This window comes from Akkermansia massiliensis (genome assembly GCF_023516715.1).
In the GTDB taxonomy this organism is placed as follows: domain Bacteria; phylum Verrucomicrobiota; class Verrucomicrobiia; order Verrucomicrobiales; family Akkermansiaceae; genus Akkermansia; species Akkermansia massiliensis.
The window spans coordinates 1,398,867-1,417,550 of record NZ_JAMGSI010000001.1; the positions used below are offsets into that span (position 1 = coordinate 1,398,867).

At 59.7% G+C, this 18,684-nt stretch carries 16 protein-coding genes; 8 read left to right on the forward strand and 8 right to left on the reverse strand.

Features of this window, described 5'->3' with window-relative positions:
• The first annotated feature begins 4 nt into the window (after nucleotides 1-4).
• The 8 genes from M8N44_RS05950 to M8N44_RS05985 all read left to right on the forward strand — a co-directional run bounded on the left by M8N44_RS05950 (nucleotide 5) and on the right by M8N44_RS05985 (nucleotide 8,851).
• Complete coding sequence (locus M8N44_RS05950) at nucleotides 5-1,003, forward strand: SAM-dependent methyltransferase (protein ID WP_102728086.1); 999 nt, start codon at nucleotides 5-7, stop codon at nucleotides 1,001-1,003.
• Between the two features lie 543 nt (nucleotides 1,004-1,546).
• Nucleotides 1,547-1,801 (forward strand): hypothetical protein, encoded by a 255-nt coding sequence (locus tag M8N44_RS05955; RefSeq protein WP_102721505.1) that lies wholly within the window; start codon nucleotides 1,547-1,549, stop codon nucleotides 1,799-1,801.
• A 447-nt stretch (nucleotides 1,802-2,248) separates the two neighbouring features.
• Nucleotides 2,249-2,830 carry an NADH-quinone oxidoreductase subunit NuoB gene (nuoB, locus tag M8N44_RS05960; RefSeq protein WP_022397386.1) on the forward strand — a complete coding sequence of 194 codons (582 nt, stop codon included), beginning with the start codon at nucleotides 2,249-2,251 and terminating at the stop codon, nucleotides 2,828-2,830.
• Between the two features lie 49 nt (nucleotides 2,831-2,879).
• The gene (locus M8N44_RS05965) at nucleotides 2,880-3,464 is read left to right on the forward strand and encodes an NADH-quinone oxidoreductase subunit C (protein ID WP_022397387.1); all 585 of its coding nucleotides are present in this window, start codon (nucleotides 2,880-2,882) and stop codon (nucleotides 3,462-3,464) included.
• Nucleotides 3,465-3,499: 35 nt separating this feature from the next.
• Nucleotides 3,500-4,309 carry a hypothetical protein gene (locus M8N44_RS05970; protein WP_022397388.1) on the forward strand — a complete coding sequence of 270 codons (810 nt, stop codon included), beginning with the start codon at nucleotides 3,500-3,502 and terminating at the stop codon, nucleotides 4,307-4,309.
• Nucleotides 4,310-4,317: 8 nt separating this feature from the next.
• The gene (locus tag M8N44_RS05975; protein WP_102727091.1) at nucleotides 4,318-4,617 is read left to right on the forward strand and encodes a ribonuclease III domain-containing protein; all 300 of its coding nucleotides are present in this window, start codon (nucleotides 4,318-4,320) and stop codon (nucleotides 4,615-4,617) included.
• Between the two features lie 12 nt (nucleotides 4,618-4,629).
• Entirely contained in the window at nucleotides 4,630-5,757 is a 1,128-nt protein-coding gene (locus tag M8N44_RS05980) for an AMP-binding protein (RefSeq protein WP_102728085.1), read from the forward strand.
• Between the two features lie 301 nt (nucleotides 5,758-6,058).
• Nucleotides 6,059-8,851: a tetratricopeptide repeat protein gene (locus tag M8N44_RS05985; protein ID WP_102728084.1), complete on the forward strand. Its 2,793-nt coding sequence runs from the start codon at nucleotides 6,059-6,061 to the stop codon at nucleotides 8,849-8,851.
• Between the two features lie 148 nt (nucleotides 8,852-8,999).
• Here the strand turns inward: M8N44_RS05985 and M8N44_RS05990 are convergent, their stop codons facing one another.
• From M8N44_RS05990 to M8N44_RS06025, 8 genes are all read right to left on the reverse strand, one after another.
• On the reverse strand, nucleotides 9,000-12,038 hold the full coding sequence (locus tag M8N44_RS05990) for a LamG-like jellyroll fold domain-containing protein (protein WP_102728083.1): 3,039 nt from the start codon (nucleotides 12,036-12,038) through the stop codon (nucleotides 9,000-9,002).
• 85 nt (nucleotides 12,039-12,123) lie between these two features.
• Complete coding sequence (gene dnaB / locus M8N44_RS05995) at nucleotides 12,124-13,536, reverse strand: replicative DNA helicase (protein WP_102726879.1); 1,413 nt, start codon at nucleotides 13,534-13,536, stop codon at nucleotides 12,124-12,126.
• Between the two features lie 3 nt (nucleotides 13,537-13,539).
• Nucleotides 13,540-14,277: a glycosyltransferase family 2 protein gene (locus M8N44_RS06000; protein WP_146019235.1), complete on the reverse strand. Its 738-nt coding sequence runs from the start codon at nucleotides 14,275-14,277 to the stop codon at nucleotides 13,540-13,542.
• Nucleotides 14,278-14,282: 5 nt separating this feature from the next.
• Complete coding sequence (locus M8N44_RS06005) at nucleotides 14,283-15,680, reverse strand: hypothetical protein (RefSeq protein WP_102726881.1); 1,398 nt, start codon at nucleotides 15,678-15,680, stop codon at nucleotides 14,283-14,285.
• Between the two features lie 4 nt (nucleotides 15,681-15,684).
• A complete protein-coding gene (locus tag M8N44_RS06010; protein WP_102726882.1) occupies nucleotides 15,685-16,425 on the reverse strand; it encodes a hypothetical protein in 741 nt (246 codons plus the stop codon).
• 1 nt (nucleotide 16,426) lies between these two features.
• Complete coding sequence (locus M8N44_RS06015; RefSeq protein WP_102726883.1) at nucleotides 16,427-18,097, reverse strand: hypothetical protein; 1,671 nt, start codon at nucleotides 18,095-18,097, stop codon at nucleotides 16,427-16,429.
• Nucleotides 18,094-18,291: a hypothetical protein gene (locus tag M8N44_RS06020; RefSeq protein ID WP_102728082.1), complete on the reverse strand. Its 198-nt coding sequence runs from the start codon at nucleotides 18,289-18,291 to the stop codon at nucleotides 18,094-18,096. The genes M8N44_RS06015 and M8N44_RS06020 overlap by 4 nt, the downstream gene beginning before the upstream one ends.
• Nucleotides 18,288-18,671 (reverse strand): hypothetical protein, encoded by a 384-nt coding sequence (locus M8N44_RS06025; protein WP_102726885.1) that lies wholly within the window; start codon nucleotides 18,669-18,671, stop codon nucleotides 18,288-18,290. Before M8N44_RS06025 ends, M8N44_RS06020 begins: the two co-directional genes overlap by 4 nt.
• Nucleotides 18,672-18,684: the final 13 nt, after the last annotated feature.

The following is an 18,684-nucleotide window of genomic DNA, read 5'->3' on the forward strand; positions in this document are numbered from 1 at the left end:
CCGCATGATACGCCTTTCCGACCACATCGCGGCCGCCGGCGGCTGGCTTTCCCTGGAAGCCTTCATGCAGCTGGCCCTGCACCACCCGCAGGAGGGGTATTACTCCACCGCCATTGAGAACATCGGGAGCCGCGGGGATTTTTCCACCACCCCCACGCTGTCCCCCATTCTGGCAAAGGCCGTCGCCGCACGCTGGAAGGAGGCCTGCGCCCGCTGCGGCAGGCGGCTGCCCCTGCTGGAGATAGGCGCCGGTTCCGGAGCCCTGGCCGTCAAGGTCCTGGAACAGCTGGGCTTCTGGAACCGCCTGAATACGGATTACGTGATTGTGGAGTCCTCCCCCCGGCTGCGCGAATTCCAGCACCTTCTGCTGGGGAGCCAGGCCAAGATTTACTCCACCATGGAAAAGGCGCTGAAGCACTGCGGCGGAAAAGCCTTCATTTTCTCCAACGAGCTGGTGGACGCCTTCCCGGCCCGCGTGTTTGAGTACACGGAAGAGGGCTGGCGGGAAGTGGGGCTTACCGTAAAGGACGGAGCCGTGCGGGAGGAACTGCGCCCCGTCCGTCAACAGCCGCTTTTTTCCCACATGCTGGAATATGATTCCCAGCCGGGGCAGCGTCTGGAGATTCACGATTCCTACGCGCGCTGGTTCACCGGGTGGCTGCCCCTCTGGAACATGGGCGTCATGACGGTCATCGACTACGGGGACGAAATGGAGCGGCTTTACTACCGCCGCCCCCAGGGTTCCCTGCGCGGGTATAAAAGCCACCAGGTGCTGACCGGGGAGGAACTGTACCGGCACCCCGGCCTCACGGACCTGACCTGCGACGTGAATTTTACGGACCTTCTGGAGCTTTCCCGCAACTGCCTGGGGGATACGGTCACCCTGATGACCCAGCGGGATTACCTGCTCCCCTACGCGGAGAACACGCCGCAGGACGCCTTCCTGACGGACGAACACGGCGCAGGAGGCCATTTCCACGTGCTGATCCAGGAACGGCTGTAATGTTCGTCATTCCTTTCCCGAATTTGCATCGTTAAACTTCCTGTGTGCCCCTATGTTCGATCTTTCCGATTTTTTGAAAGATATTTTATCCTCATTGATTGGACCTCCCGGGAGTGGCAGGGATGACGAACAATCCCGGAGGCGTCAATGGACGGGTATTATTCTCCTGGCAATCGTCATGGAATCTCTGCTCTTATGGATACATATGAACAGCATGGCGGCTCTTGTTCTCGGCATGGTCTTTGCCTTTTGGCTGATCGCTTATATTATTGTCCAATCCCTCCGGAATCATGACTATAAATAAAATTGCCGTGGTTATGCCTAGGGGAAGTTTAGATACGAAGGCCGGGAGGCCTTCGTTCCCAGGCGACCGCTTCTCATGCATGTCATTGGAATTGTCCCATCCCGGATTTCCTATCATGACCGCGCTTTTGGGAACAAGGGCCTCCCGGCCCTTGTAAATAAGTTAGTCCATAACATCCCGGCCTTCCGATAACAAAGCTCATCCACCAACTTCCTCCTTCCAACTCCTTTCACAAAACCATGTTTGACCTTCTTTCCTTTCTGCTGGATATCCCGTCCCTTCGAGCAGAGTTTTCCCCGCGCGCCAGACATGACGGGGAATCCCCGTACTGGCGTTTCATGGGCATCCTTCTTCTGGGAGCGGACCTGGCCGTGCTGTTGTTAGGAGACATCACGGAAAGCATGCCGGCTCTTTTAGCCACTATTGCCCTCAGCCTCTGGCTAGTCGCGCACCTTGTCATCCGCTCCTCCCGGCACAGGGATAACCGAGGATAAAGCATCCTCCCTCCTTCCCAAAAGCACCCTTCACGCCAACATTGCAGGGAAACCGGGTCTACCCTCTATTTCCACTTTCAGGGCAGTAAAAACATGATGCATTCATTCTCAAAGCATCCTGTATTTCCTTCCATGGGCCTGTCATAAAAATTTTCTCCTTTTTGAACGCAAGCCCCCACCCGGGACTCTAACCTGCATCAGTAACAAACCGGGCGGCGGGAGGTAGAGAGACCGCCACCCATTATGGGGAGTTCTGAGTTTCATAGGTAATATAGTTGGATAAAAACCCGCACGGGGGAAACCCTGTGCGGGTTTATTCATCCCCGCTCCGGGGCACCCGGAAAACAGGGCCGGAACAGGCCGCAGAAAATCATGGCTGAACCAAATTAAGGCTTGAGAGTTGAAGGCATCTCGCTAATCTGGCTTCAGCAAGAATCATCTGTTATCATGGTCACCACGAACGAACCGAATGTTTACGAAACAGGAGTACTGGACTCCAACGCGGAAGGCAATTTTGTCTACACCACCCTGGACGCCGCCATCAACTGGATTCGTAAAAATTCCCTCTGGCCCATGCCGATGGGACTTTCCTGCTGCGCCATCGAGTTCATGGCCGTGGCCTGCTCCCGGTATGACCTTTCCCGCTTCGGTTCGGAAGTAACGCGCTTTTCCCCCCGCCAGGCGGACGTGATGATCGTGGCCGGCACCGTCACCTACAAGATGGCCCTGGCCGTCCGCCGCATCTGGGACCAGATGCCGGAGCCCAAGTGGTGCATCGCCATGGGCGCGTGCGCCTCCACCGGCGGCATGTTCCGCTCCTATTCCGTGCTCCAGGGCGTGGACAAGATTATTCCCGTGGACGTTTACATTTCCGGCTGCCCTCCCCGCCCGGAGGCCATCCTGGAAGCCCTGCTTACCCTCCGCAAGAAGCTGGATACCCAGCAGCCCGCACGCACGTTCTTCAAGAAGGAGGAACCGCGCGAAGCCAACGCCCCCGTGCCGGTCGAGACGGAAATGCCTCTCGAATAAACCTTTTCCGACCGTTTTACTCCGTTCCATCTTTTACCATTTCTTCTCCATGCCTTCTCTAGAATCACAGATCAAGACCGCCGCAGACAACGCCCAGAACCGCTTTGGGAAAGACGTCATCACGGACCGCTACGAGTTCCGGGGCGACATCACGCTGACCGTCGCGCGCCATGCCGTGGCGGACGTAGTCCGCTGGCTGCGGGATTCCGCCGGATTTGACATGATGGTGAACCTCTGCTCCGTGGACAACATGGGGGAAAGCCCCCGCTTTGAAGTCAATTATACGCTGACGCAGGCGGAAACGGGCGTGAACCTGAGCCTCAAGACGAAGGTGGACGACGGAGAGGAAGTGCCCAGCGTCACGGAAATCTTCCAGTCCGCCAACTGGCACGAGCGTGAAGTATGGGACCTGATGGGCATCAAGTTCTCCGGCCACCCGGATTTGCGCCGCATTTTGATGTGGGAAGGCTATCCTTATTTCCCCCTGCGAAAGGATTTCCCCGTTCAGGGCGTACCTACTGAACTGCCGGGCGTCGCCTTTACGGAGGCGGCCCCCACCCAGGGAGCGCCGTTCGCCACGGAACAGGGCCGCTGCCCCAGCGCCTGCCGCGAACCCCGGTCCCATAAATTCTAGCCCATTTTCCAGCCCCGCAAGGCGGGGTCCCTCCCATGACCCGACTCCCCCTCATCCTGCCCGTATGTATCATCAGCCTGCTCAGCGGCTGCCAGGACGCCAACCCGGCAGAGCGGGAATGGAAGGACCAGTTATATAAAAACCTGGCGATCGTGGGAGCCAGAAACTGGATTGTCATTGCGGAGTCCTCCTTCCCGGCCTATACGGGAGCCGGCATCAAGACCATGGTCTCCGACAAGACGTCCGATGAAGTGCTTCTGGACGTGCTGAACATGCTGGAGGAGGAAGCCCACGTGGTGCCCCGCATCATGATCAGCTCGGAATTGCGCAGCGTTACGGAGGATTACGCCCCCGGCATCAAGCGCTACCGCAATAATATCAATAAAATGCTTCCGGGACGCCAGCATTTTGAATTGATGAGCCGCACGATCAATTCCCTGATCGAAGACGCCGCCAAGCAGTTCAACGTGCTGGTCATCAAGACCAAGACATCCCTCCCCTATTCCAACATTTACATTGAACTGGATTCCGGGTACTGGAATTCGGAATCGGAGACGGCGCTCCGCAAATCCCTGGAGGCCAAGGATGCGGTCAACCGCCGCGCGGCCCAGGACAGGGTGCTGGACGTGCCCCTTACGCCGGGAGCCGCCCCTGCGCCGCAGGACCGCAAGGAGAATCCCCCGGCGCCCGGCGCGCCCGCATCCACCCCCACGGACAACCTGCCGGAGCTTCCGCGGGAAAACCGCCAGCCGGCCTCCCCCGCCGGGAACCAGGCTCCCGGTGTGCCCCCGCCGCCCATCAAGGATCCGCTGGGAGGGAAAACCGCCATTGCCAGATTTTCATGAACCATCATATGGACAAGGCCACAGAAGAACGCCTCCGCGTGGAGGCATGGGTAGGGGACGCCATTCTGGCGCTGTACGTCAGGGAATGGATTCTGGCGGAGGAAGGAGCGATCAACGGAAAGCTTTTCATCGAATTCACCAGCAATGATTTCCTGCGCCGCACCGGCAACGCCACAGGCGTGGAAGCGGAAATAGGCCGCACCTTCAAGGCAGGAGGCCTGGAAGCGGCCTATGCCTGGATTGAGCATCATTTGAAGCCCCGCATGGAGGAACGCTGGCACACCCTGCGCAGAAAAGCCCTCCGGTAGCCTGCCGCCGCCATGTCCGCCTCCGGAACACCCCTGCCCTGGGACCGGGACAACGGCCCCTGCGTGATGGCGCCCCCCCATTTGAGGGATTGGGCGGAAGAGGCCGCCGCCTTCCTTTCCCGCCGGGGCATGGATGGGGTCACGGCCTTTGCCACGTCCGGTTCTTCCGGTTCGCCGCCCAAAGCCATTTTATTCACCCGGCGCGCCCTGGACGTCTGCGCGCGCGGAGCCCTGGAACACCTGCACGCGGAATGCGGGGACTGGTGCTGCCCCCTGCCCGTCTGGCACGTGGGGGGCGCCATGATTTACCTGCGCGCGGCCCTGGCCGGGACCGCCGTCCATGCGCTTCACGGCAGGTGGAATCCCCAGGCCTATGCGGACCTGATGAAAAGCTCCGGGGCCTGCTGGTCCTCCCTGGTTCCCACGCAGGTGGTGGACCTGGTCAATCTGCGCCTCCGCGCGCCTTCCACCGCCGGATGCATCATCGTAGGAGGGGGGGCGCTGGACATGGAGACGGGCAGGAAAGCCCGCGCCCTCGGCTGGCCCGTGGTGCAGAGCTACGGCATGACGGAGTCCGGCTCCCAGCTTGCCACGGCTTTCCCCGGCGATCCGTACCACACGGACTGCCTTTCCCTGCTGCCCCACTGGGAGGCAAAGACGGATGAGGACGGCCTCCTGCGCTTCCAGGGGGAAGGCAAGCTGTGCGGCCGCCTGATGACGCAGCCTCATGGAGGTTTTCTGCTGGAACGGGTGGAGCCGCAGGAGTGGTGGAGTACCCGCGACCTGGTGCGCCTGGAGGGGCGTCTGCTGACCTTCCTGCGCCGGGCGGACAGGCTCGTCAAAGTCCTGGGGGAACTAGTGGACCCGGACGCCGTCCAGGACGCGCTGCGCCGCCGTGTTCCGGAGGCGGTAGTGGAGGCCGTTCCGCACCCGCGGGCCGGAATGGAGCTGGTCGCCTGCGGTCCCGCCGCTGTGCCGCTGGAACGAGCGTGCCGCGAATGGAATGCAGCTGCTCCCGGCCCCCAGCGCATCCGGGCCGTCATGGAAACGCCCATTCCCCTGACGGTGATGGGAAAACTGGACCGCCGCCAGCTGCGCGCGCTGCTGGAGGAATACCCGGAAAAACTGCGGGAGGTTTAGTGAGGCGCATCCTCCCGGGGCTCTTTTTTAAATAATCCGGACTGGATGGACTGGATGGACCGGATGGACGGAAGGGGCACAGGGGAGGCTTAATATCCCTTGTTTACTTTGTCCATTCCGCCTTTCCCGGCTATCATTATCCTTTGCCTTGGGAGCTGCCGCACACGTGCCCGGAGCCTCCCGTCACAGCTTCATTTGTCTTCTTTAAAAAAAGAACGTGACATCATCAATAATTAAACATTCAGGCACGTGAAAAACGCTTGTAGGGCAGAGGTTTTTCCTGTTAGAAAAGAGTTGATCCATGCGTGCCCGTCTTCTGCTTATTCCCTTTATTTTTTCCGTTCCGGTTCATGCCCAGGACGTTCCGTCCCAGGCAGGGGCAAATCCACCCGTGCAGGTGGAGCAAGTCCCGGTCCGGGACCTTTCCCAGCTGCCCATGGACGGCGGCTGGACGTACGGGGAATTGCTCGGCAAGGCTGCCGCGGGAGACTTCCGGGCCAACATGCTGGCCGGGGAGTACTGGATGGGGCTTTATTACCTGAACCGGGGGGACCTGCCGCTGGCCTGCCTGGAGCACATGCAGCATTTCTTCCGTGAAGCGGCCGCCAAATCCGGTCATCCGGCTCCCAAGCTCATGATGACGGACCCCTACGGGATTTTCGGGATTTTCAAGGCGCAGTCCATGCAGCCGGAGCACGCGGAATGGCTGGACGCCTGCCGCAAGCTGGCCGAGAAGGGAGACCTGGACGCCGTCACGGCGCTGTACACCGTTACGGACCTGCCGGAAGCCGAGTTGAAGCGCTACCTCGCCCCTCTGGAAAAGAAAGCCGCCTCCGGCGACCAGGACGCGCTTGCCCAGCTCGCCTTTATCAGGGTGGACTGGCTGAAGGAAGACCCCGGCAAGGTGCTTGAGTCCCTGGAGAAGCACCGGAAAAACGCCAAACCGGTTCTTCTGGCCCGGATGGGGGAACTGGCCCTTTCCCTGGGCGGGGGACCCTCCGGCAACGATCCGGACGGCAGGGAGTGGCGGAACATGGCCGTCCAGCCCCTTTCCCAGGCCGCGGAGAAGGGACACGCGGCAGCCATGCGCCTGCTGGCGGAGATGACGAAGGGTACTGCCGCGGAGCAGTCCGGAAAGCTTCTGGCGGAATTGCGCTCCAGGGGAGATTTGGAAACCCTGCTGGGCGACCTCTCCGGCTGCATGAAGGAGAAAAGGGGAACCGTGGACGGCTACCTGCTCCAGACCCTGTTTGACCAGGCCCGCAAGCTGGGCAGCAATAATGCCTATGCCTGGTACGCCCAGTTGGTTTCCGAAGCGAAGCCACCGCAGGAGCAGGAGCTGCGCAAGGCCGCCCTGGACCTGCTGGCCCTTCATGACGAACGGGGCATGCCCTTCCTGAAGGAACCGCTTTCCCTTCCCCAGAAAAAGCTCAACCAGCTTCCCCCCTATGCCAAAACGCACAAGGAGCTGGAGCTGGCCTCCCAGCTTGGAGACGCGGATTCCAGCGTCCAGCTGGGCGAGCTGTGGAAGGAGGAACTGGCCAATACCATGGATTCCATAGGCAAAGCCCATGAAGCGCAGGAGAACATGCGCACGTGGTACAAGCAGGCGGCGGAAGAAGGACATCCCCTGGCCAAGCTGCGCCTGGCCCAGATGGAAAACCCGGATTTGATGGACAAGCCGGCCGCGGAACCCGCCAGAACGCTGCTGAACGACTGCCTGGCGAAAGCCGCCTCCGGGGACTTCATTACGCTGAGAGGCATTTCCGAATACGTCACGCCGGAACAGTGGGAGGAGCTGACCGCCAGCCTCCGCAAAAAAGCTCAGGAAGGGGACGCCCGCAGCCAGGCGGACCTGGCCTACCTGATGCTGTTCAGCTACAGGAGCGAGGAATCCGGCTATCCGGAAGCCCTGGCCTGGGCCCGGCTTTCCGCCGGACAGGGGGATCCCTGCGGCATGTACGTGCTGGGCCGCGCCCTTATTTACGAATTCGGCTTGGAAAAACGCATGGCGGAAGGGGATTCCTGGATGTTCCGGGGGGCCCTGAAGGGCCATGTGGACGCGGCGGACATGTGGAGCTCCAATAATGAAAACCTTCAGCCTTACAGCGCCATGATGCACGGCCTGGCGGCACGGGGCCACATTCCCTCCCTGCTCTTCCTCGCCAACCAGGCGGCCTATCCCCAGGATACGGCGGAAACGGCGGCGCAGAACGCCAGCCGGAATACCTCCCATTCCGCCTACCAGCAGGTCAAGCTGAGCTTGAATAGCGAGGAAGGAAACACCCCGCCGTGGCTCCGCAAGCCGGGGCAGAAGGATAACGCGGAAGATACGCTGACGGACGCCGGAGCCGTCCCCCCCTGGATGACGCCGTCCGGCAGGGAACGCCAGGCCCCTGCCCCGAAAACCATCAATCCGGAAGCCGTGAAGTTCTGGGAACAGGCCGTGGAACTCGGCAGCCTGACCGCCCTGGACGAATTGGCCAATTATTATGAAACCGTGGCCGGGAACGTGCAGGACCCTGCGGAACGGCAGCAGCTGCTGGCCTCCGCCATGACGGCGGCCACCGCGCTGGTGAAGAAGGAGGACGTGCGCGGCCTCAAGAGGCTGGCCCGGTATTACGAGCAGGGGATCGGCGTGCAGCCGAACAAGGAGCTTCACAAGGATTATGTGCTGAAAGCCGCCGCAACCAAAGACCCGGAAGCCCTGGTGGAAAAGGCGCGCCTGCTCATCAAGGGAGAGGATATGGAGCCGGACCCGAAAACGGCGATGGACATCCTGACCAAGCTGGAACAGAACCAGACGCATGCCGTGCCCGGCATGTATTTCCTGCTCGGCTACCTGCATGAGGAAGGGCTCGGCACTCCGCAGGATATGGCTCTGGCCTACCAGTTTTACATTAAGGGAGCGGAACAGGACGACGCCAAGTCCATGAACAACCTGGGCTCCATGTACGAACGCGGAACGGGCGTGGCCAAGGACCTGGCGGAAGCCAGGAAGTGGTATGAACAGGCGGCGGAGCTGGGGAATGAAGACGCCCGCGCCAATGTGGAGCGGGTGAAGGAAAAGATTAAGAAGAAGGCGGGGAAATAGGCTGCGCCTTTGCCCGGTGAATGCCCCGGAATGGGTTTGCGGGAGCAGGGAGCGCCGCAGGCCTCTGCGGCCGGCTGGGAATGAGGTGAGGAAAGCGAGCGCGATTCTTCAACGGGACATTCCCTGTTTTTAAGATGAGGAGGCCCATTCAAGGTTCGTGCATTCTGCCATGCGTGGCTGTTCGGGCCGCCCGCATGGGTATATGGCGCTCCCTGTTCCGGCCATGCCGTGCCGGGACGGATTTTGCTTTCCAAGGCGTAAGCAGGGGCGGAAAGGCACCTCCACAAGGAGGGCTGCTGAAGTTTTCCCGTGTCACTTTCAGGCGCAGGAAGCGCCGCTTCATGGCGCTGTCCTGCACGGGCTCCGCATCCCGGAATTCGGCAGACGTTTTTCCGGCGGTTTCCACTTCCCCCAGGGAAGTCCAGTTAACCAGGTCCGGGGAGACTTCCACTTCATGCTTTACCTCCGCCGCCTGAGGATTTACCGGCCACCGCAACACCAGATGCCTGCTTCCTTCAACGCCTTCTTCCACGGATACCTTCGTCACGCTTCCGCAGGGTTTCAGCGGGTCCAGGCCCGTGGCGTATTTCATCAGGTTGGTGACGCCGTCCCCGGCGGGAGCGGCATCCGCAGCCGTCCGGTCCGCCGTGGCGTCCGGCGGGAAGGAGTCCTGCACCCACTTGTCATAGCCCGCCAGGTCAGCCCCGGCCTGCGTGACGGTGACGGCGCATTCCTGCTTGTCGGAAGCGCGGAACACCACCGTTCCGGACCGTCCGGCGGCAGATTTGTTTTCCGACGCCGTCAGGATGACCGTGGTCCGGCCGATGCCGGAAGCGGCGGAAACGGAAATCCATTCCGGGGAGTCCGCCACCACCCAGCCCAGGGCTTCCTCTTCCATTTGAATTTCCACATCCACCGCCCCTCCTGCGGCGGGAACGGACGCCCCCACCCGGGACAAGCCGAACGGTGAAGCCGTGACGGGAAACGACGTGGAAGACACGTAGCGGTTGGCGGCGCGCAGGAGGGAATGGCGGTCAAAGTAGTTATTGCTTCCGGAAGCGTCCGCCACGTCCAGCCCCATGTCCCAGTACATGAAGCCGGCCAGCTTCTGGTCGCTGATGTATTTGGCTTTCTTTTTGACGGTGGTGACGCCGTTGTAATGGAGCGTCAGATTGAGGCCGGAATAGGAATAAACGGCCGTGTCATGATCGGGGTTGTCCGCTTCCGGACAGTTGGCGGCTATGTCCCTGTAGCCCTTGATGTAGTCCCCCGGCTTTTTGCCGTCAGGCAGCCCGGCGGTTCCGGGCGTTCCCTGGAATGGGGCGCTCAGGATGATTTTGTTGTCCGGAAAGCCCTGATTCCGGAATTTTCCGCAGGCGGAAACCATGCTGTTATAAGTATTCACGTCAATGGCCGGCCCGTAGTTCTGGAAGGTGAAGTAGTCCACATACTGCATGTACGCGGCGGGGAACCAGTAGGCGACGGTATGCAGGGAGATGGAAAAGAACATGTCCGGATTCGTCTCCCGGATGGCCTGGGCCAGTTGCCCGTAGTTGGTCCACTTTCCATCCCCCTGGTACAGCCATTCAAAGTCCAGGTCCACGCCGTCCAGCGGATATTTTTTCAACAGGTCCCTGATGCCGTCCGCAAACCTCTGGCGGGCGGCGGCAGCCGGCAGCATGGCGCTCCACGCGCCTCCGGCAATGCCCAGGCGGATGCGCATGCCTCCCACCCCTTCCGTCATGCTGCGCAGCGTGCGGACATGTTCCGCCCAGGAGGCGGTATCACGGCCGAAGACGTCGCTGTTCCCCCAGTGAGCCACGATGAGACGGTCATTCCAGTTGGGCTGTACTTCCGTGCCCAAACGGTTGACGGGCCGGGCCAGATGCCACACGCGCATGTCGTCTATTTTCCCCTTCAGGTTCCGGCCCACGACGGCATTCGGCGTGCCGTTCATTTCCCCGGCGGCGACCGCTGCCGTCTGCAGGGGGGAACCGTTGACGTAAAAGATGCCCGTCCCCGCCGTGGAATTGCGGATGAAGGCCAGCCAGAAGTATTCATGAAGGGCTACGGCGGGCAGGTCCGCCTCCCAGGCAGCCGTGGAGCCCGCCTGCAGGCGCGCCTTGTAATGGCCGTCCGCCCACGCCAGCGTCATGGACACGCTGTCGTTTTCAAACAGGGTGACGTTCTGCTCCCCGGCGGATAGAGCCAGGTTCACTTCAATCGTGAACGCGTTGGCATTGCTGCCCGCCAGCAGTCCGTTGCCCACGTTCATATAAGCGTCTTCTCCGGTGAATTCCAGAACGTTCGTCCGCGCGCCGTCAGCGGGGAGAAGCTGCACGCCCCGGCTTTCCGTCACGTCGTTGTCCGGGTAGGAAAAGCTGATGTCCCCATTGGCGGCGGCGGAAGCGGCGCCGATGTAAATGATATCCGAGTTATTGATCATGTGGGGCCGGGACGGCCAGTTCCACATGATATGGCTTTCGCGGACGTATCCGGTCACCAACATGTAGCGGAAGGCGGCGTTGTCCGTGACGATGGAGAATTCCGTGCCGGACGGCGTCACCGCCTGGTACGGGCGGGTGAAGGAGCTGCCCGTTTTATCCGCGAATTCCGTCCACTTGGCGTCCCGGAAGTCTCCGTCCAGCCGCCACAGCCCCACCAGGCGGCCATACCTGGGGTGGGCCATGGGCAGCGGCCCCGTCAGGAAAAAGTCGTCCGCTCCGGTCCCCAGCTCCGCATTCCAGAACCGCAGTTCGTCCCGGGCGCCCTTGAACTGCGCAGCCAGCACCAGGCCTGTCCAGCCGTTTTTCATGGAGGCCAGGTAAGGCGCGGCAGGAGCGGTTCCCGCCAATGTTCCGTCCACATACAGGCTGACGTTTTCCGTTCCCAGGGCCACGGCCACATGGTGCCAGGTTCCGGCGGCGAAGGGCTGGCCGGAAGCCTCCACGGAGGCGGGAGTTTCCGCATTCCCGGATTCCAGATGCAGACGGCCTCCGTTCAGGGAGAGCGTGGAAGCCCCCAGGGAAAGAATAGCGCCGGAGGCGGCGTCCCCATCCGGCCTGACCCAAAGTTCGCAAGTCATTTCCCCCGTTCCGGTCCAGGCATCCGCAGGCACGGGAAGCGCCACCGGGGAGGAAAGAACGGTCAGCGCCCTGTTGTGGAGCACGCTGATGTGACCAAGCATAAATAGGCGAAAGGGTGAAACGGTAATTATCCGAAAGGGTCAACCCGGAAAATTTGAAAGGGTCAGGAGCGTGTTGTGACACGTGTCACTGCTTGGTGGAAGGGGACGGCTCACGGGTGGAGAAGCGCATGAGTTCCGCTTCAAAGTGGAGCGGTATGTCCCCGGTGGGGCCGTTGCGGTTTTTGGCGAGGTGAAGGCTGGCCTGTCCTGCCAGTTGTTGCCGCTGGGCCTCGTCGTCCGCGTAGTAGTCAGAACGGTAAAGCAAGCCTATCATGTCCGCGTCCTGCTCAATGGAACCGGACTCGCGCAGGTCAGACATGCGGGGAATCCCCACGCTATTTCCGGTGCGCGTTTCCGGTCCCCGGTTAAGCTGGGCCAGGACGATGACCGGAACCTTGAGTTCCTTCGCCAGGGCTTTCAGTCCCGCGGAGATTTCCGCGACTTCGCGTTCCCGGCTGTTGGCGGCTTGCTTAGACGTGGACCGCATCAGTTGCAAGTAGTCTACGCCAATCGCGGCAAGGCCCCCCAGGTCCCGCATGACGCGGCGGGCCTTGGCCCGTAGCTCGTTGATGGAAATGGCCGCTGTATCGTCAATGACCAGCTGGGCCGCCCCAAGGTCCGATACGGCCCGCTTGAAATGCTGCATTTCCAACTGGGTGAGAGTACCGCGCCGGACAATCTCCCCGCGGCGGACGCCGGAACGGGCGAAAAGAAGACGCTCCGCAATCTGCACGGCGGGCATTTCGCACGAGAAAAGCAAGGTTGGCTTCTTCTTGTTCAGGGCGATATGCTCTACGATATTAAGAAGAAAAGAAGTCTTCCCCATGGAAGGCCGGGCCGCAATGACGAACATGTCCCCAGGCTTGAGGCCGTTGCTCTTGCGGTCCAGTTGGTCAAACCCAGTGGAAAGCCCCTGAATCTGCCCCTTGCTGGCAATGAACTGTTCAAAGTTGGTGACGGCCTCCTTGACGATGGAAGCCAGACTTTGGCCGTCCGCGTGATTCTTGGCCCGCTCCCGGATTTGAAAGATATGAGTCTCCACGGCATCCAGGAGGGCCGCCACGTCCTCCGGATTGTCGAAGGCCTGCGTCATGGACTTGGTGGAAGCGTCAATAATGGACCGCAAGAGGGACTTATCGCGCAGGGCGCGGAGATAATGCTCAAAATAGGCCCCGGTGGTGGTGAACGTGTAAATGTCCGCCAAGCCTGCGCTCCCCCCCACGGCGTCCAACTGGCGCATGTCCGCAAGAGCTTGCGTTATGGAAATAATATCCAGGGGCAAATTGGCGTTGTACCGGGCGAGGAACAACCGCCACAGTAACTGGTGGGCCGGGATGTAGAAAAAATCCTCCGTCACGCCGAACGTGACGGCCTGGGGCATGTAAGTCGCCGGGTCCATGACCAGCAAGGCCAGGACGCCCTTTTCCGGGCCGGGGGCCTGGGGAATGTCCCTGCACCCGGCAAGAACCGCGGAGGAAGGATCGTGAAAGGAAGTCATGAATCAGTAGCGGCGAAGGGTTGGCGGAAGGTCCGCGGCGGCCCGGCGGAGGTTGGACATGACCGTCGCGCGGGCAAGGGAAGGAAACGGGGAATAACAGGGGTTGCCCGTCGTGACCACGTCATAGCGTCGGGCGTAGGTGGTTGCTTGGGCCTTGCCCCCGCATCCCCACCGCCATGCGGTAAACAGGCCGTCCCACCGCTCCGGCGTCCACGGGTAGTACATCTTGCTACCGTCGTAGTGGTCCAGGATGTAGCGGCCTATCGTAATATCCTCCGGACAAATAGGAGAAAGCGGGGCGTCCTGCATGATGGCGGAAAGCTCCCTGGCGATATGGCCCCGGAGGGCGTAGCAACAACCGTAGGCGGCTTGCCGCTCGTCCCCGCATGCGGAAAAAGGAATCTCCGGATTGGTCAGCATGGGCTGAAGCCAGGAGCGGCCAATAAGGGCCGTATCCGGGTCAACCTTGAGGACAATATCATCATCCGCCGCCTCATTGGACAAAAGCGCAAGAATCCCCCTGACGGCCTCCGGGCCGTTGAGGTTGCGCCCGCGGTCAAAATCCGTCGTGACAATGTCCGCACCATAAGAACAGGCGTCCCGGTACTGCTCCGGCATGGGTGAGTTGGAATCATCAGCGACAATGACGCGCGCCTCCGGGAACGTCCGACTGGCACACGCTACACACTCCACGGCCTCCGGGCCGTTGCCCGCATAGGTAGGTATATATATAGTAGTCATAAATCTTACTCGGCGGGGCCAGGAGCGAAAAACGTGGCGGCGTCAAAAATGCAGTAGACGGCCCCCAGCGCATACTGCTTAACGGAACCGTCAGCCGCCACATCAGCCAGATGAAAGGCGTATTGCCCGCGGATGCCCGTTGCCTCCGTGGACAGGATAAACGGCGTCAGTGTGGCCGTGCTCGGTTGTTCCGGGGCCAGCCACGCACCCTCGAAAACGCCCCACACGTCAAATTGCACGACAAGCCAAACGGCCCCGGAAGTGGCGGAATGAGTAACCCAGCCGTCAGCGTCTCCCTCCAATGCGGACGTGCAGAAACGCCCCTGGAAGTAAACGTGGCCGGGCCGGACTTTTACCGCCGTAATTTTGCCAGTGTCGTCTTTTTCGACTTTGACGCGGAATCCTTCGTTGCCGTCTTCCGGCTTGGCCTCCTGCACGTCGCTCTTGGCAAGCTCACAGAACACGGAACCCAGGATGAACTGGCGCACATTGACGAACGAGGCGGGGTTGCCGTCATCCTGGAAAGGCTCCGCGCACGTGCTGATCGTCGCCAACTTGAAGCTATAGGAAACGCTTTTTTGTTTTTCCCCGTCCTTGTCCAAGCCGTCCGCTCTAAGCGGGGTTTCCTCGCCCTTGGAAGTTGCCAAGGAAAAACTTTTATAATTACCGTCCCCATCACATTTGACATTGAGCCAGATGTCCCCCTCCTTGGCAGGAGCAATTTCCCAATTTGCCGAGGCCTCCGAAACAAGCTTGCCGAACGCATAAATGTTGCCGCGCCGCAAGTATGCGGCGGACGGGCCACCGTCCTTATTAGCCACGGCCAGCACACGCCACCCCTCGTTACGGGAGCCATTGGCGTAAGTAATGCACCCGGTCAAGTAAGACTCATACGTGATGTCATCAATAGACGCCCCAGACCCGGAATTGGCACCAACGAACTTACCCAAGACCAACCGCACAAACCGTCCTCCGGGCTGTGAATCTCTCGTGGAAATAGTGGCGGATGTGATACAGTCGTGGCTACTGTCTCCCCACACCAAATCAAGATAGACCTTTTTGTTTTTTTCAGCTTTTAAGGAAGGATAAGGGACAACGTCCATCTTGACGCTGTTTATCCTGGGAATGATGATCCGTGTACCACCCGCGTGGACCTCCAGAATCCTACCAGGATTGAAATAGGCCGTCCAGGTTTGCCCCTCCTTGGTCATGGAGCGTAAGGAAAAGCCGCCCTTGTTGTCTGCATACCGCCCGCCTGTCCAGCGTCCAGAATTAGGGACAGAAGGAAGCATCGTCTGAAAATCGGACGACCTGTTTAGCGCGTCCTGGATGGCATCGACACTGTTATTCCAATTGGCCGCCGTCAGAACAGTGCCCTTAACCTTGTGGGGGAGTTGATACATAAGGCTATTTTCCGTAGATTTCTGAATCCCAATTGCCGCCAATGTAGGTAATTTGCGTGACCGTCTTGCCGTTGCGGCGAGTAACACCCCCACCCGCGCAAAGCCAGACCTGACCCTCCGGCAAGTTGGGCAATCCAGCACGGGAACTAATTTTCCCGGAATCGGAAATATCCACCTTGCTGGGGATGGTCAGACGACACTGGGTATAGGCAGCCTTGTAGTGGGTCTGCCCGCGCAAAATTTTAGAAAGTAGGGAGGGAGGCACTTTGCCGTTAAGCTTATCTGTCAAGCTGACGCCTTTTTCATCAGACAACTGACCTCCCATCAGGGCGCACAGGTCTTTCAGGGTGGTGTTGTCCAGGGCATCCACTTCCCCCTTGTAAAGTTTGCATTGCGTGATCGGTTCGTCGACCAGGGCCACGGTGATTTCACTTTCCCGGCCGTCAAATTCAAAAGTGGGGTCATCAGGATTATCCGGATTGTCCGGGTCAGGCGGCTCTTCCCGCGTGGCTGAATAAGTCAAAGTAACAAAATCAATCTTGTTGCTTTCGTGGGTTTCGATGCTGATGTCTGTCAGGGGTAATCCTTGCTTGATGGAATGGATGCGTGGAACTAATGAACGAGCCTCACCCTTAGGACACTTAAAATACTCCTTGAGAGATTGGGTGTCATAAGTCTCATTGTATTGGGACGGCTTCCACCATGTCAGCACGCCTGACGGGATACCTAAAATGTCATTGTTCATATTAACCTAAAACAGCTAGGGCACCGCCCTGTTTCTGCAGCAGCTTGTCGAGTAGTTCGTTGGTCTTTTTCTGCTCGGCGAGTTGCTTTTGCGGCACGTTTTCAGCAGAGAGCATCATCCGGCCATATCCACCACCGCCAACTTTGGCGAGAGACCCAGCCAGCACGGTTTCCCAACTGACTTTAATTTTGGGGGTATCATCTACGGTTTTTTGACGCTGGGGTTTACCCTTGGCGGCATCTTCCTTTTCTTTGGCAGTCCGTGCCGCATCCTGTTTTTCAAGTGCTCCCGTGATGCGGTCGCTGATAGATGCCATCTCGGCTTTAATGCCGGAGGTGTCCATGACATCCGCCGCGCTGGAAAAACCTTCGGAAAAGGCGTGTTGTAAGGCGGAAAAGTTATCAACAACCTGTCCAAGAATGCGGTCGCCGTAGGAATCAATAAATGACTTGGCGGCCCCTCCCGCCTGAGCGGCACCCTGGTCAGCGTCCTTTTCAAACTCGCGGGAAAGACCGTGCATCCAGGCGGCTTGCTTCCCCATGCCGGGGATGTACTCAATCAAGTTGGCGATACCCTCCGACAATAACGCCAGGATACCATTGACGGCTGTCCGCATGACGCCGACAAAAGCGTTACCTACCATGCCCCAAAAAGCAGCATCCGTCAAAATGTCAAAGACCATGACGCCAGTCTTGAAGGCTTGGATGAGAAATTGAGGGATAGCTTGGAAAGCTCCCATCAGGGTGCGCCATAAAAAATTCACGCTCTCCTGAAAAGCGAGAGTCAAGCCCAGCTTGGCGAGATTCCAAGCCTCACCCTGTTTGAACGCTTCGATCATGAATCGCATGGCATAAGCAATAGTTTCCCCTATTTCACGAGCCTTGACCGCCATATTTTCGATAGTGCTGATACCGTCGTCCAGCAGAGGCTTGAGTGCGTCCATGATGGGTTCTCCAAATTGGGCACGGACCTCGGACCAGGCGTCTCCCAGGGTTGAAAGCTTGCCGTTCCACGTTTGAGACTGCAATTCCATCCCTCCGGAAAAGCGGGCCAAATCCTCCGCGGCCACCCTCCAAACCTCCGACCCCTTCTTGCCCTCCGCCTGGAGCTTCTCCAGCTTGGTCCGAACCTCCGGAGTGATGGCTCCAACCTCCTGGAGACGCTGCATAGCTTCCCCTACGGGACGGCCTGAATCCAATCCGGAATACAGGCGGCCAATGGTCACGGCGAGCTCTTCAAAGGGCGTGTTAGTACCGGAGGCTACGTCGCCAACCATCGTTAGCCCCTGGCCCGTGGACAGCGCGCCATCTGTCAGGGTTTCCAGGGTGCGCGAGGCTGCGGCAATCTCCGGTAACTGGAAGGGTGTGTGTGCGGCAAAATCCGCCAGTTCCATCATGCGATCCTTGGCGGCCTTGGCCGAACCAAGAAGCGGGATGAATGCAGTCTGCATCGTCTCCCGGTCCGCGGCTTCACCAACGGCAGCCTTGGCCTCCGTCCAGGCGGCATGAAGCCCTTTGACGGCCAGCGCGGCCCCGGCCACAGCCGCGCCGACAACAGCCATGGACCCGACGCTGAACGTCTTAAACCCGCCAAGAGACGACCGGGCCTCGGTCAAAGGTCCGTTAAAACCGGAGTTGTTCAGCCGGAGATTATATTCTACGCCGTTGCTCACGATAGGTTTTTCAGAAGTTGAAGCTCTAAAAAGGAAAGGCCTCCGGAATCCGCGCCATTGCGCTGGGCAATGGCAGCCCTTAGACACAGGGCGCGGGCCACGGCGATATCCAGGACGGCGTCAAGGCTCCATCCATACTCGGAGCAGAGCAAATCCACCAGGGTCAGCCACCAGCCCACACCCGAACAATTCACGGTTTGCGGCCCGTCGCCTTCTTCTTTTTTTCCCCGTCCTCCGCTGGGGCAAAGGACGCCTTAATGACATCCGCAATCCTGCGCCCAGCAGCAGGTAGCATGGAAGGGGAAATGCTATCCGCCCATACGTGCAAGTCCTCTTTAAACGTCCCGGCATCAAGGGCAGCGGCAAAGGCGTCACGGTCCGCGAACAACCACATGAACGCGGTTATTTCGTAAGCGGAGGGCTGGCCGCCAAGTGCGACAAAATTCACGCCAGCAGATTCAAGGAGCAGCAAATCCCGCATGGTCAGGGATTGCCTCTTAGCAAAAGCATCCTTAACAACATCCGGGAACAAGGCGGCAGTGGCCGCGGCAATATTGGTAGAGGTCTTAGACATGCATTGACTATGG